This is a genomic window from Vibrio sp. L85 (assembly GCF_963871815.1).
Lineage (GTDB): Bacteria > Pseudomonadota > Gammaproteobacteria > Enterobacterales > Vibrionaceae > Vibrio > Vibrio harveyi.
The window spans coordinates 177,180-191,648 of sequence record NZ_CAWMYL010000244.1 but is presented as its reverse complement, the minus strand read 5'-3'; the positions used below and the strand labels follow the sequence as shown (position 1 = coordinate 191,648).

Genomic DNA, 14,469 nt, shown 5'->3' with positions numbered 1-14,469 from the left:
CTAATTGAGGACAAATTATGACTCAAGCCATTCTACAACTAAGCGACATTGAGAAAGCCTTCCCGGGTGTTAAGGCGTTGGATAAAGCCAGCCTTAATGTATACCCGGGTCGAGTGATGGCGCTGATGGGCGAGAACGGGGCAGGTAAGTCGACCTTGATGAAAGTGCTTACAGGCATTTACCACATGGATGCAGGAAGCATCAAATATCAAGGTCAGCCAGCGGCGTTTAAAGGTCCGCGTGATTCTCAAGAAGCGGGCATCAGTATCATTCACCAAGAATTGAACTTGATCCCTGAGCTGACGATTGCTGAAAACATCTATTTAGGTCGTGAATTTACCGGCACGATGGGACGTATTCAGTGGAGCAGAATGTACGAAGAAGCAGATAAGTTGCTTCAACGCCTTAACGTAAAGCACTCTTCAAAAACATTGCTTGGTGATTTAAGTCTTGGTGAGCAGCAAATGGTGGAGATTGCCAAAGCGCTGTCTTTCGAATCCAAAGTCATCATCATGGATGAACCAACGGATGCGTTGACCGACAAAGAGACGGAATCGCTGTTTAAAGTGATTAATGAACTTCGCGACCAAGGTTGCGGCATCGTTTACATCTCGCACCGTCTGAAAGAAATCTTCGAAATCTGTGATGACATTACTGTGTTACGTGACGGCAAGTTCATTGGCGAATGCCAAGTTAAAGACACCAACGAAGATGGACTCATCGAAATGATGGTTGGTCGTAAGTTGGAAGAGCAATACCCGCGTATCGATGTGACGCATGGTGATGTTTGTCTTGAAGTGATTGGTTTGACGGGCTCGGGTGTTCATGACATTAGCTTCACGCTTCAACGTGGTGAAATCCTTGGTGTGTCAGGCTTGATGGGCGCGGGGCGTACAGAGTTGATGAAGGTGATTTACGGCGCGCTACCAAGTGAGCGTGGCGTCATCAACTTAGACAATAAGACCATTAACCCGGTTAGCCCACAAGATGGCTTGGCGAATGGTATTGCTTACATCTCTGAAGACCGTAAAGGCGATGGCTTGGTGCTTGGCTTATCCGTGAAGGAGAACATGTCTCTGTGTGCATTGGATAAACTTACCAAAGGCTTCCAAATCCAACATGGCGAAGAAGTCGTGGCGGTAGAAGACTTCATCAAACTGTTCAACATCAAAACGCCAACCCGAGACCAAATCATTGGCAACCTGTCTGGTGGTAACCAGCAGAAAGTGGCAATCGCAAAAGGGCTGATGACCAAACCCAAAGTTCTGATTCTGGATGAGCCAACTCGCGGCGTCGACGTGGGTGCGAAGAAAGAAATCTACCAGCTAATCAACAAATTTAAAGCCGATGGCATGAGCATCATCTTGGTTTCTTCTGAGATGCCTGAAGTGCTAGGCATGAGTGACCGCATCATGGTGATGCACGAAGGTCGAATCACGGGCGAATTTGATGCGAAAGACGCCGACCAAGAAACACTACTCGCTTGTGCCGTAGGCAAGAAGATCAATGAGGAAGCAGCATGAGTACTAATACCATGAGCAAACCAAACGAAACGGGCAGCAAGAAGCTGTTCACTAAAGAGTGGCTGATTGAACAAAAGTCACTGATTGCACTGTTATTTTTGATTGTTGTCGTGTCATTTTTGAACCCGAACTTTTTTACGGTAGACAATATTCTTAATATCCTTCGTCAAACCTCAGTTAACGCAATCATCGCGGTAGGTATGACGTTGGTTATCCTGACCGCAGGCATCGACCTAAGCGTAGGTTCTGTACTCGCACTATGTGGTGCGTTTGCCGCGAGCATGATTGCATTAGAAGTGCCTGTGCTTATCGCAGTTCCGACTGCATTGTTCGCTGGTGCAGCTTTGGGGGCGATCAGCGGTATCATCATTGCCAAAGGTAAGGTTCAAGCCTTTATCGCAACACTGGTTACCATGACGTTACTACGCGGCGTAACCATGGTTTACACCGACGGTCGTCCTATCTCTACGGGCTTTACTGACACAGCAGATGCATTTGCATGGTTTGGCACAGGTTACGCACTTGGTATCCCGGTTCCAGTTTGGTTGATGGTGATTGTCTTTGCGGCAGCTTGGTACCTACTGAACCACACTCGTTTTGGTCGCTATGTGTACGCACTTGGCGGCAACGAATCAGCAACGCGCCTTTCTGGTATCAACGTTGACCGTGTAAAAATTGGTGTATACGCCATCTGCGGTATGTTGGCAGCGCTTGCTGGCATTATCGTGACGTCTCGTCTGTCTTCGGCACAACCAACAGCGGGTATGGGCTACGAGCTAGACGCTATCGCAGCGGTTGTTCTTGGCGGTACCAGCTTGATGGGTGGTAAAGGTCGCATAATGGGAACGTTGATTGGTGCCCTAATCATCGGCTTCCTAAACAACGCGCTGAACCTACTCGATGTTTCTTCTTACTACCAAATGATTGCGAAAGCAGTGGTTATCTTGCTAGCAGTACTGGTAGACAACAAAAACAAGTAATTGATATTTAAAATAAAGAGCTCCATTACATCCTGAATACAAACCGAGCCAGAGGACGTGTGCTGGCTCACCCTACACAAAGGACTAGAACGATGAAAAAACTCGCAACTCTTATCTCTGCTGCACTTCTTTCTTCAACCGTATCGGTAGCGGCGCACGCTCAAGATACAATGGCGATTGTAGTTTCTACATTGAATAACCCGTTCTTCGTAACGATGAAAGACGGTGCAGAAGCGAAAGCGAAAGAACTGGGATACGACTTGATTGTACTGGACTCGCAAAATGACCCGAGTAAAGAACTGTCAAACATCGAAGACCTAACGATTCGTGGCGTAAAAGCGATTCTGATTAACCCAACAGATTCAGACGCTGTGTCAAACGCAATTCGTATGGCGAACCGTTCTAAGATCCCTGTGTTGACACTAGACCGTGGTGCAAGCCGTGGTGAAGTGGTGAGCCACATCGCTTCTGACAACGTAGTTGGTGGCGAAATGGCTGGTCACTACATCATGGAAAAAGTAGGTGAGAAAGCGAAAGTTATCCAGCTAGAAGGTATTGCCGGTACGTCTGCGGCGCGTGAGCGTGGTGAAGGCTTCATGACAGCAGTGAAGGGCAGCAACATGGAGCTACTAGCAAGCCAACCTGCTGATTTTGACCGTACTAAAGGTCTGAACGTAATGGAAAACTTGCTTGCAGCGAACCCTGACGTTCAAGCAGTATTTGCTCAGAACGATGAGATGGCACTGGGTGCGCTTCGCGCAGTTCAAGCGTCTGGTAAAGATGTACTCATCGTTGGCTTCGACGGCACTGACGACGGCATTGCAGCAGTTAACCGTGGCAAGCTAGCAGCAACTATCGCGCAGCAGCCAGATCTTATTGGTGCTTTGGGTGTAGAAACGGCCGACAAAGTATTGAAAGGTGAGAAGGTTGAGGAGTACATTCCTGTTCCGCTTAAAGTCGTGACTAAGTAAGTTTAACTCCCAACTCAGTGATTCTTCTTTGTTGAAGATAATGGAATGACCCAATGAATGTGTTGGGTCATTCCAAACAACACAAATGGTACGTTAGAAAACTGAATCTATTTGAATCGTAATACGCTTACGTTTTTTCAAAGAGCGTAAACCTATTACTCCTGTTCAAATATAAAGGGTTCATTCAGAACCGAGGATAACCGTATGAATAAGTTAGTGGTGTTAGGTAGTGTAAACGCTGACCATGTTCTTCAAGTGCCTTCTTTCCCTCGTCCAGGCGAGACGCTGCATGGTCGCAACTATCAAGTTATCCCAGGTGGCAAGGGTGCCAACCAAGCTGTTGCGGCAGCTCGATTAAACGCAGATATCGGTTTTATTGCGTGTGTGGGTGATGATTCATTCGGCATCAACATTCGTGAGAACTTCAAAATGGATGGCATCGATATTGCTGGCGTGAAAATGCAGCCGAACTGCCCAACGGGCATTGCCATGATTCAAGTGGCGGACAGCGGCGAGAACAGCATTTGTATCTCCGCAGAAGCCAACGCCAAGCTGACTGCAGAGGCGATTGAGCCAGATCTAGAGCGCATTCGTCAGGCTGATTACTTGTTGATGCAACTAGAAACGCCAATGTGCGGCATCGAGAAAGCTGCGCGAATCGCGAAAGATGCCAAAACCAACGTCATTCTGAACCCAGCGCCAGCACGTGAATTGTCTGATGAGTTACTGTCTTGCATTGATGTCATCACACCAAATGAAACGGAAGCGGAAGTACTAACAGGTGTGACGGTAACGGACGATGACAGCGCACAAGAAGCGGCAAACATCCTGCATTCGAAAGGCATTGAAATCGTCATGATCACGCTCGGTGCGAAAGGGGTGTGGTTGAGTCAAAACGGTCGCGGTGAAATCATTCCTGGTTTCCGCGTAGAAGCAACAGATACCACAGCGGCGGGCGATACGTTTAATGGGGCATTAGTCACTGGTTTATTGGAAGACTTACCTTTAGAATCAGCGATTAAGTTTGCCCACGCAGCAGCAGCGATCTCAGTAACTCGCTTTGGCGCGCAAACCTCCATTCCAACCCGAAAAGAGGTTGAGGAGTTTCTGGTTAAAAACTAATTAAGGAGTAATAACATGGCAACGATGAAAGACATCGCAAAACTGGCAGGGGTTTCCACCTCAACTGTGAGCCATGTTATTAACAAAACTCGCTTTGTCAGCGAAGAGATCTCGGAACGAGTCAACAACGCTGCCAAAGAGCTCAATTACTACGCGCCTTCAGCTTTGGCGCGTAGCCTCAAAGTCAATCGCACCAAAACCATTGGTATGCTGGTGACTACCTCAACCAACCCATTTTTCGGTGAAGTCGTAAAAGGTGTTGAGCGCAGTTGCTACCATAAAGGCTATAGCCTGATCCTGTGTAACACTGAAGGCGATAACGAACGCATGCGTGATTCCATCAATACGTTGCTACAAAAGCGAGTTGATGGTCTGATTCTAATGTGTTCATCGTTAGAAGGGGAGCGCATTGATGTATTTGAACGTTACCCTGATATTCCAGTTGTAGTGATGGATTGGGGACCAATGCTGTTCACAAGCGATAAGATCCAAGATAACTCACTTCGTGGTGGTTACTTGGCAGCCAAATACCTTATCGATTGTGGTCACAAAGAGATTGGTTGTATCACTGGACCATTAATTAAGCATCAAGCGCAAATGCGTTACGAAGGCTACAAACGCGCGATGATCGAAGCAGAGCTTGAGTTCAACGCCAACTGGATTGTTGAATCGGACTTTGAATGCGAAGGGGGTTATCAAGCCTTCAAAAAAATGGCGGAACGTGGTCCGTTACCAAGTTCTATTTTTGTTTCCAACGACATGATGGCTATGGGCGCAATTAACGCGGCAAATGAGTTGGGTATTCAAGTACCTGAGCAGCTTTCTATCATTGGTTATGACGATATCCACATCGCTAAGTTTATGTCGCCATCCCTCACCACTATTCATCAGCCTAAGTACCGTCTTGGACAAGCTGCTGTAGAGACATTGTTACGTAAATTGGATGATAAGTCTGACGAAGCTCAGGTTGTGCAATTAGAGCCGACACTGATTGAACGTAAAAGTGTGAAGCGTCTCTCTTAGCTCAAAATTTATTCATTCTCAATAAGTTATAGACCTATACTTTTATTGAAGGTGCTTTTTATAAGGATTTAGGAAGCAACCCCACGCCTTTTGAACAATAAGCCCAACAAAATGTGATTTTTTGCGCGTAAAGTAAAAGATTTCGTGTAGAAATATTCCAAAAAGCTTATTATTAAAAGGGTCTATAAATAGATTTATAAATTATTGTAGCAAATGGAAAATTTTTATGTTCGTCAAGAGATACGCACTGCATTCAGTTAAGAGACCGTGGTTTCACCGTATCAATATTCTCTTAGTCTTATTCGTGTTTTCTTTGAGTGTTTATGAGTTGCTTGCCAATGAAGAATTCATTTACTTATTGGGTATCGCATTTACGTTCATAGCTACAGCACTATTTGCTGCGGCATCATCTTTCAAGAAGCGTTACTTAGGACATGAATCCTAAATAGTGGCGAAGGAATAAGTGTGCTTCAGGCACTTTAAAGCAAGTATTGATCTGATTTATGATCGGGTACATCGAAAGGAGGACAAATGTCCTCCTTTTTGTTTGCTGCGAGGCAATAAGATGAGCACATCCCAAGCACAATAATAAAGGACATCTTCATGGACCTATTTGCCCTGTTAGACATCAATAACACCCTTGTTAATATTCCTATTGGTGGTGGCTATGCGATGAGTTGGATCGAAGCTTTTGGTACGGTTTTCGGTCTGCTTTGTATTTGGTTTGCGAGCCAAGAAAAAACCATTAACTACTTGTTCGGTTTGCTGAACGTAACACTTTTCGCCGTTATCTTTTTCCAGATTCAGCTTTACGGATTGCTTCTGCTTCAAATGTTCTTCTTCTGCGCCAACATTTATGGTTGGTATGCGTGGACAAGACCAAATGCACAAGGTGAGACACTAGAGGTGCGCTGGTTAAGCAAGCAGAAGCTCATCGCGACAGGTTCAGTAAGCATTGTTGCGATTGCGCTGTTAACCATCTATATCGACCCATTCTTTTTTGCGTTGGCTAACATTGCCGTTGATACGTTAAATGTGTTCGGTGCAGGTTTGTCTGAACCTGTGTTGGAGCCAGATGCTTTCCCATTCTGGGATGCAACTATGACCGTTCTGTCTATCGTGGCGCAAATCTTAATGACACGTAAGTACGTTGAGAACTGGATTCTTTGGGTCGTAATCAACATCATCAGCGTTGGTATTTACGCAACACAAGGCGTGTACGCAATGTCGGTTCAATACGCGATTCTAATGTTCATCGCCGCAAACGGCACAAGAGAATGGGCACGTAGTGCGAAACGCAATGGTGATAAGACCCTAACTCAAGCGACAGCGCAAGGTTAAGCCAATGATGAAACAACCTCATATTGGCGTAGACAACACCCAGATAGCATCGCGAGTGATCGTCTGTGGTGAGCCAGATAGAGCAAACCGTATTGCCGCGTTGTTTGATAACGCAGAATTGGTCTCTGAAAACCGTGAATATAGAGTATTCACTGGCACATACCAAGGTCAGCAAATCTCAGTATGCAGTACAGGCATAGGCGCTCCTTCGATGATCATTGCGGTGGAAGAGCTAAAACAGTGTGGTGTGACAGACGTGATTCGTGTGGGATCAGCTGGTGCGATGCAATCAGGCATTCAACTCGGTGAGTTGATAGTGGCTGAAGGCGCCGTCAGAGACGAAGGTGGCTCGAAAGCATACGTTCGCTCTTCGTATCCGGCTTACGCAAGCTTTTCGTTACTGAAAGCGCTGGACAGCTATTTAGCCGAAAAAGAAGCGCGCTATCATTTAGGTGTGGTTCGCTCCCATGACAGCTTCTATACCGACGACGAAGAAGCGATTTGCGAATACTGGAACAAGAAAGGAATCCTAGGCGCGGATATGGAAACCTCGGCACTTTTTACTGTCGGTCGTTTGCGTGGACTGAATGTTGCCTCCATTCTGAACAATGTGGTTTTGTATCAGCAGGATGTGAAAGAAGGCGTAGGACAGTACGTAGACGAAGCGCAAGTGATGATGGAAGGGGAGCGTTTAGCGTCTTACGCTGCTCTTGAAGCCTTAATTGCGCAAAGTTAACTGGATCACAGCTTAGTTAATTTTTAAAGCGGCACTTTGGTGTCGCTTTTTTATTGGCTGTCATCAAACGATTCTAGCGAGTACAATCTATTTGAGATTGTTGTCATTAAAGAGAAACTCACGTGAAAATCAGCCCTTACTCAACCGGACGTTTCAAAAGCTTTCTAGAACAGAAAAGTGCCGAGTTTCGTGACTTAATCTATCAATGCCAAATCGGCAGTCGATACTTTGACTCTGGTGAAGAGATCCTTCGCCAAGGCGAGCAGCTTCAATATCTGTATGTTGTGCCAGTCGGTCGAGTTTCAATGAGTATTATTGCTGTCAACGGTCGTCGTTTTCAATTGGGTGAAGCCAATTGCGATTATCATATCTATGGTGAAATGGAGTACTTCACGCAAACGCCTTGTCAGTGGAACGTCGTCGCCGATGAACATATGCAAGTGGATATTATCTGCATCCAAAAACTGACTGAGGCGCTGCATCAGCAACCTGACATGATGTTCTTCTTTGCTTCTGCTTTGGCGGAGGATTATCAGGATTCAATGGACATCTATACCAATCGCTTGTTACACCCAATTACTTACAACATCGCTTATGATTTGTTGGTGCAAAAACAGACCAATACCTTGTTGGGGGGATTTGGCAAAGTAAACCAAGAAGCCGAAAGATTTGGCACTTCCGGGCGTGTTTATCGCCGAGCGGTAAAAGATTTAATGGACAAGGGTTTGATTAGAAAGGGTGAGCAAGGGCTAGAGATTGTTGATGAACTTGCACTGAAAGCGTTTCTTGATGCCTACGAATAGCCCGCACGATTCCATTTTAAAAATAAAAGCTGCGGGCTATCTGGTTTATCTGTTATTCAATCAGAACAATGTGTGTTTATTCTGATTTAAAAACACAATTTTTAGCAAAATCAGACGCTTCGTTAGCGGTCCATTCGCCTTTTGGCTTTTCTTTCATGTCGTTACACCACGCTTCACTGCCCACCTCTGTACAAGCCATCAGTTGCGCTGCAACAAAAACCATTAATGCTAACTTCTTCATTTTCTAATCCTTTTTGGTAAGACTTGCTTTGAAGTATAAGCACTCGATCACGAGATAAACATGAAAATTATTATTTTGCGCTTACCGTCTCAAATCCGATATAGGTACAGTGTAATTTGTTGATTTATTAAGCCAATTTAGAAGTGTAACGAATGTAAAGTTATTAAAGAATCGGTTGAATGCCTGATTGAGTAACGATATATTGCGAATGCGCATGATAACGGATCTCATTTAAGGCTTAGAATAATGGAAAAACTCGTCAGTGCGGCTCTTGTTTCGCTGCTAACAATCTCACCTGCTTTTGCTGCAACCGTCAAAATCGATCACTACATGGGAACGACAGAAGTCGAACAATCGCCAAAACGTGTGGTTGTGATTGGCTTTGGTCCACTCGATACACTCGACAGTTTTGGTATTGACCCTGTAGCGGTATCGAACGCCTCCCATCTTCCAAAGTACTTATCTAAGTACAGTAAAGCTCATTACAAATCGGCAGGTAGTCTGTTCGAACCAGACTTCGAAACCATCTACATGCAAAAACCAGATTTGATTTTGGTTGGTCCTCGCGGTTCGTCAAAATACGATGAGTTAAGTGAAATTGCCCCAACGGTAGTATTTGCTTCAGGCGAGAATGAAGATTACTGGCAAGGGACCAAAGCACAATGGCGAAATATTGGCAAAATCTTCAATATCGAGGATAAGGTCGAGCAAAAAATTACGAAGTTAGACGCTCAATTCAAAGCAATTCATGACTATAACCAAGCTCATAATAATGATGCGCTTACGATTCTAAGTATTGGTGACAACATCAGTGCATTTGGTGCGAAATCTCGTTTTGGGGCGATTTACACAGATTTTGGCTTTACAGAAACAGTGAAGAACCTCAAAACAGGCACGCACGGTGACGTAATCTCTTATGAGTTTATTCGCGAAGCTAATCCGAAAAATATTCTAGTTATTGATAGAAATTCACTTCACGCAAAGTCTGATCATGACCTCGCTAAAGCGCTGGATAACGATTTGGTTAAAGCGACTTCGGCTTACAAGAACAAGAAAATTACTTTTCTAGATGTTGACGCATGGTATTTAGCAATGTCCGGCGTGACCGCAACGGAAAAGATGGTGAGTGAAATTAAACACACGATCGATCTGTAAGCGAAGCTAGCTGAGGTTAACTTTGAAAAAGTTATTGCTTGTTCTTGTTGTTCTAAGCGTTGCATCGTTGTTTGTTGGGGTGGCAAATATGACACCCCAACAGTTGTTTTCGGGCGATGCAAAAGCACTAGAGCTTTTCTTTACTAGCCGGGTTCCACGTTTATTTGCCATTCTTCTTGCTGGAGCAGGGCTAAGCATCGCTGGATTAGTGATGCAGCAAATTAGCCAAAACCGATTCGCCGCGCCTTCAACAACAGGCACGATTGAGTGTGCCATGCTTGGTTACGTAATGAGTGTGGTGTTTTTTGGCAATGGCGAACAGCTTTGGCTTGTCTTTGCTGTCTCTATCCTGGGTACCTTGATGTTTGTCCAGTTCATTCAACGTATTCAATTCAAAAGCGTCGTGTTTGTGCCACTCGTGGGCATCATCTTTGGTAACGTTGTTGACGCTGTTACTACTTTCATTGCCTACAAATACGATGCACTACAAAGCCTGTCAGCATGGAGCGTAGCAAACTTTGCAAACATTTTGCGTGGTGATTTTGAGCTGCTTTATATTGCTGTTCCCGTCGCTCTTTTAAGTTACCTATTTGCCGCACGCATTTCTGCGGTTGGCATTGGTAAAGACTTTGCAGTAAACCTTGGGCTGAACTATCAGCAAGTGGTGACGTTAGGCGTACTTTTGGTGTCGGTGATGTCAGCCAGTGTGGTGATGATCGTAGGTCAACTGCCATTTCTTGGGCTTATCGTGCCAAACTTAGTCAGTTACTTCTACGGTGATAATCTCAAACGCAATATCCCGCTTACTGCCATGTACGGGGCAATACTCGTTTTGGCGTGTGACTTGGTTAGCCGATTGATCATCTTCCCTCATGAAATGCCGATTTCAATCGTGATCAGCATCTTGGGTGGAGTGGTGTTTATCGCGATGTTGTTGCGAGGTAAGCAAAGTGCGTGATTCCAAGAAACTGTTCTTATTGGCAGCCGTCGTGCTGCTTTTTGCTTTTTTGTTTATTGGTATTGGCTTAACAGCAGATAACTACCAGTACTTTTTGTCGCGACGTGTGCCTAAAGTGTTAGCTATGGTATTGGCGGGTATTGCGATTGCTCAATCTTCGTTGGTGTTCCAAACCATTACCCACAACCGGATTCTTACTCCAAGCATCATGGGGTTTGATGCGTTGTATGTGTTAACGCAAGTACTGATTGTTTTGTTGTTTGGTGGTTTAAGCGCTCTCGTTCTGAATGTCTACATCAACTTCTCGATTGCTGTGCTGGTCATGGTGGGATTTTCGCTATTGCTGTTTGGGTTTTATTTTTCAAAAGGCGGGCGCAACCTCATCACTTTGCTATTGGTTGGGCTGATCTTTGGGCAGTTGTTTAACAACATTGCGGTGTTCTTTTCCCTTCTTATGGACCCAAATACTTTTGCGTTTGTGCAATCTAAACTGTACGCGAGTTTCAATAATGTGAAGGTGAACTTGGTGTATCTTAGTTCACCAATATTGCTCATCGCTTGCTGGTTGTTGTATCGCATGCATCGTACTTTAGATGTTTTTTGGCTAGACCAAGACAATGCTAAGAGTCTTGGGGTTGATGTCTCTAAAGTGACGCGCAATGTCTTTATTCTCTCTGCGGTTCTCATTGCTATTTCGACGGCTTTAGTCGGACCAATCATGTTCTTTGGCTTATTGGTGACAAACTTGAGCCGTGAAATGTTCCGCTCTTACCAGCATCGTACCTTGTTAATAGGTTGCTCTTTGATGGCAATTTGTGCCTTATTGTCGGGGCAATGGATTATAGAAAACGTCTTTTCATTTGAAACGACGCTGAGCGTAGTGATTAACTTTATTGGTGGTATCTACTTCTTGTATCTACTGCTGAAAAACAAAGTCGTATAAACATGATAGTTATAGATAAATTAACCAAAGCATTTGGTTCCAACAAAGTGGTTGATGGCGCGGATACCCAATTTGAGAAAGGGAAGGTGACATCGATTATTGGTCCAAACGGAGCAGGAAAGAGTACCTTGCTGTCCATGGCGTCACGATTGACCGAGCGAGATGGTGGTAGTGTCATGATCGACTGCAAAGAGATTGCAGATTGGGACACCAAAGAACTTGCGAAAAAGTTGGCGGTATTACGTCAAGCTAACACGATTACGATGCGTTTTACCGTAAAAGAATTGGTATCGTTTGGGCGATTCCCTTATTCAAAAGGCAACTTGTCCAAAGATGACCATGCGATTATCGATCAAGCAATCGACTACTTAGATCTGAAAGAAATTCAAGATAAGTTCTTAGATGAATTGAGTGGTGGTCAACGACAGTTGGCGTTTATTGCGATGGTGATAGCCCAAGATACGGATTATGTTTTCCTCGATGAACCATTGAATAACCTTGATATCAAGCATTCGCTTCAAATCATGAGAGTCGTTCAACGTCTTGCGCATGATATGAATAAAGCTATGGTGGTGGTGATCCACGATATTAATTTTGCAGCTTGTTATTCCGATGAGATCCTTGCTCTGAAGAAGGGTAAAGTGGTTGCCAGTGGCAAGGTAGATGAGGTAATTCAGGCGTCCACGTTAGAAGATATCTACGAGACACCTTTTAATATCATTGAGCTTAATGGCAAGCGTATGTGTACTTACCATTAAAGCGATATTTACTAAAACAGAATTACGTTAAAACAGTACCTTACTAGAACAATAGCCCTGTAAACCGAAATAGAAATGTTGATGAGCTTACTTGGTGAGCTCATCAATGATTGGACATCGGCTCTCGGCATCGCCCGGACAAGATGAAACCCAACCTTCTAATTGCTTTTTAATTTCCAACAAGTGAGCGATTTTTTGCTCCACTTCATGAAGTTTATCCATCGTACGCGCTTTCACTTCGCTACTTTTGCGATTTGGATTATGCGCCAGTTGCACAAATTCTTTGCATTCTTGCAGTGAGAATCCCGCATTTTTTGCCCGGGAAACAAGGTTGAGCTCTTGGATGTGTTTGTCAGAATATTCGCGATAACCTGAATCGCTACGAGCTGGTGATGAAATGATGCCTTTGTCTTCATACATACGAATCGATTTAGAAGACAACCCCGTTAGTTTCGCAACTGCACCAATATTCATGATGACCTCTGTATTTCAGATAACCTTTCTCGCGAGTATAACGCCAAGTGTTTGTCTTCCCAAATAGCTTTGAGAGCAAATTTATATGGATATATGCCCAAGTGACTTCAAGATGCAGGATTCAGAGCGTTGTCATTGATTCGAGAGTAAGGAAAACAACGCAGTGTAATAGCCAGCTCTTTCCAAGTTGTTTGACGCAGCAATCGGGTCAATGACACGCTCCCAAAGGGCGAGCTGCCTTGGCTTGTATACTTTGTTGCCGATTCTTGATTTAGAATGACTAGATCTTTAAATCGCCGCCGCGTCTACAAACCAAGTCATTCTCGCTGAACCTAGCATCTCGAGGTTACTTGGGTATACTCAATGGTTGTTGACGACTTCATGTGGGGGAACACCAAATACTTTCTTGAAGGCGTTGGTAAAGTTTGATGGATGATGATAGCCCGCTTCGTATGCCGCTTCTGTGATAGTCACTAATCCCCGTTCCAAATGCTGGCGAGCGATCTCTAAGCGGCGATGGCGGATGTAACCATTAATGGTCATGTTAAAAGCCTGTTTGAAACGTCGTTGGAGGTTTGAAACGCTCATTGAAAACTCTTCTGCTAAACGCTCTAAAGTTAAATCTTTATCGAGATGTGTTTCTATGTAACTGACCACATTTTCTACGCGAGTGTCAGCGGAGCGATGCTGTTTTTCACATACCGCGCAGTAATCGTCAGGCATTTGCCCGATTGAGTGGGAAAGCACTTGGTAAATCAAGCTTTCGACCTCTATACGATCTTTCATATTTGTCGGAGATTCACGTTGAGTGAGAGAGCGTGCAAGCTCAATTAACGTCTCATTAAGCTCCAGCGTGTAAAAAGCTTGGTGAGTTTCAATGAAGCGCTTGTGTCCACAATTTCCCGCCATTCTCGATTCTAACCAAGGTGGTTTAATAAGAATGTTGATCTTATTCATTCTGTTATTTTGAATCAGTGAGCGGCGGAAGTTAGCGGGTTTTGCTAGGTTAACAACCACACCTTGTGGTGCTTTTTTAGCGTCAAAGTCGAATTGAAGATCGTCATAGCCAAAAGATAGCTTTCCCTCGAGAAGGATAGTAATCAGTAGGGCTGAATGGGCAGTAGAGACAATATTGGAATCGACTAATTCGATGCATCGTCCGCCATGGACAAAGATTTGGTCGTTGTATTGGTAGGAGAGAAATTTCCCTTCAGCAAGCTGAGTTTGGCTGCTTTGACCTTGTGTAACAATTATTTGTTTTTCCGTCTGCTCAAGCTTTTTGGTCAGAGCTACTTTGGCAATTTTAGTTCTTTTTTTGGTCTCTGCCGCCATTTGACGTTTCCTCATAACACCTATGCGATTTTGCATAAGTGATTCGTCTTTGTATTTATGAATTGAGATCCTATCATGCGTGAGAATTATTATCATTTATATTTAGGAA

Annotated in this window: 16 protein-coding genes; 13 read left to right on the top strand and 3 right to left on the bottom strand. The window is 44.4% G+C overall.

The genetic code is table 11. The features are described 5' to 3' along the window. Positions 1–17: 17 nt before the first annotated feature. The 9 genes from rbsA (at position 18) to AACR11_RS25045 (ending at position 8,499) form a co-directional block, all read left to right on the top strand. Complete coding sequence (gene rbsA, locus AACR11_RS25085) at positions 18–1,523, top strand: ribose ABC transporter ATP-binding protein RbsA (protein ID WP_005452250.1); 1,506 nt, start codon at positions 18–20, stop codon at positions 1,521–1,523. Further along, entirely contained in the window at positions 1,520–2,503 is a 984-nt protein-coding gene (gene rbsC, locus AACR11_RS25080) for a ribose ABC transporter permease (RefSeq protein WP_005452248.1), read from the top strand. Before rbsA ends, rbsC begins: the two co-directional genes overlap by 4 nt. 92 nt (positions 2,504–2,595) lie before the next feature. Continuing rightward, positions 2,596–3,474 carry a ribose ABC transporter substrate-binding protein RbsB gene (rbsB, locus tag AACR11_RS25075; RefSeq protein ID WP_029790177.1) on the top strand — a complete coding sequence of 293 codons (879 nt, stop codon included), beginning with the start codon at positions 2,596–2,598 and terminating at the stop codon, positions 3,472–3,474. 204 nt (positions 3,475–3,678) lie between these two features. Beyond that, positions 3,679–4,596 carry a ribokinase gene (gene rbsK / locus AACR11_RS25070; protein WP_005452244.1) on the top strand — a complete coding sequence of 306 codons (918 nt, stop codon included), beginning with the start codon at positions 3,679–3,681 and terminating at the stop codon, positions 4,594–4,596. A gap of 15 nt (positions 4,597–4,611) precedes the next feature. Continuing rightward, the gene (locus AACR11_RS25065; protein ID WP_005452243.1) at positions 4,612–5,619 is read left to right on the top strand and encodes a substrate-binding domain-containing protein; all 1,008 of its coding nucleotides are present in this window, start codon (positions 4,612–4,614) and stop codon (positions 5,617–5,619) included. A gap of 226 nt (positions 5,620–5,845) precedes the next feature. Continuing rightward, positions 5,846–6,064, top strand: a complete 219-nt coding sequence (locus AACR11_RS25060; protein ID WP_005452242.1) for a hypothetical protein — start codon at positions 5,846–5,848, stop codon at positions 6,062–6,064. Positions 6,065–6,222: 158 nt separating this feature from the next. Then, the gene (gene pnuC / locus AACR11_RS25055; RefSeq protein ID WP_029790178.1) at positions 6,223–6,960 is read left to right on the top strand and encodes a nicotinamide riboside transporter PnuC; all 738 of its coding nucleotides are present in this window, start codon (positions 6,223–6,225) and stop codon (positions 6,958–6,960) included. A 4-nt stretch (positions 6,961–6,964) separates the two neighbouring features. Then, positions 6,965–7,696 (top strand): nucleoside phosphorylase, encoded by a 732-nt coding sequence (locus tag AACR11_RS25050; protein WP_029790179.1) that lies wholly within the window; start codon positions 6,965–6,967, stop codon positions 7,694–7,696. 122 nt (positions 7,697–7,818) lie between these two features. Then, positions 7,819–8,499, top strand: a complete 681-nt coding sequence (locus AACR11_RS25045) for a Crp/Fnr family transcriptional regulator (protein WP_029790180.1) — start codon at positions 7,819–7,821, stop codon at positions 8,497–8,499. Positions 8,500–8,575: 76 nt separating this feature from the next. Here AACR11_RS25045 and AACR11_RS25040 read toward each other — a convergent pair whose 3' ends face one another. Further along, positions 8,576–8,740: a DUF3012 domain-containing protein gene (locus tag AACR11_RS25040; RefSeq protein WP_078609721.1), complete on the bottom strand. Its 165-nt coding sequence runs from the start codon at positions 8,738–8,740 to the stop codon at positions 8,576–8,578. Positions 8,741–8,986: 246 nt separating this feature from the next. Here AACR11_RS25040 and AACR11_RS25035 point away from each other — a divergent pair, with 246 nt between their 5' ends. Genes AACR11_RS25035 through vctC form a run of 4 tightly spaced genes read left to right on the top strand, consistent with a single transcriptional unit; the run spans position 8,987 to position 12,554 of the window. Further along, positions 8,987–9,895: a siderophore ABC transporter substrate-binding protein gene (locus AACR11_RS25035; protein ID WP_009703143.1), complete on the top strand. Its 909-nt coding sequence runs from the start codon at positions 8,987–8,989 to the stop codon at positions 9,893–9,895. A gap of 22 nt (positions 9,896–9,917) precedes the next feature. After that, positions 9,918–10,853 (top strand): iron chelate uptake ABC transporter permease subunit VctD, encoded by a 936-nt coding sequence (gene vctD / locus AACR11_RS25030; RefSeq protein WP_020197540.1) that lies wholly within the window; start codon positions 9,918–9,920, stop codon positions 10,851–10,853. After that, a complete protein-coding gene (gene vctG / locus AACR11_RS25025) occupies positions 10,846–11,796 on the top strand; it encodes an iron chelate uptake ABC transporter permease subunit VctG (protein ID WP_029790181.1) in 951 nt (316 codons plus the stop codon). Before vctD ends, vctG begins: the two co-directional genes overlap by 8 nt. Before the next feature lie 2 nt (positions 11,797–11,798). After that, complete coding sequence (gene vctC / locus AACR11_RS25020) at positions 11,799–12,554, top strand: iron chelate ABC transporter ATP-binding protein VctC (RefSeq protein ID WP_009696072.1); 756 nt, start codon at positions 11,799–11,801, stop codon at positions 12,552–12,554. Between the two features lie 87 nt (positions 12,555–12,641). Here the strand turns inward: vctC and cueR are convergent, their stop codons facing one another. Then, entirely contained in the window at positions 12,642–13,028 is a 387-nt protein-coding gene (cueR, locus tag AACR11_RS25015) for a Cu(I)-responsive transcriptional regulator (RefSeq protein ID WP_005437780.1), read from the bottom strand. 360 nt (positions 13,029–13,388) lie between these two features. Then, entirely contained in the window at positions 13,389–14,360 is a 972-nt protein-coding gene (locus AACR11_RS25010; RefSeq protein WP_029788090.1) for a helix-turn-helix domain-containing protein, read from the bottom strand. Positions 14,361–14,469 lie beyond the last annotated feature (109 nt).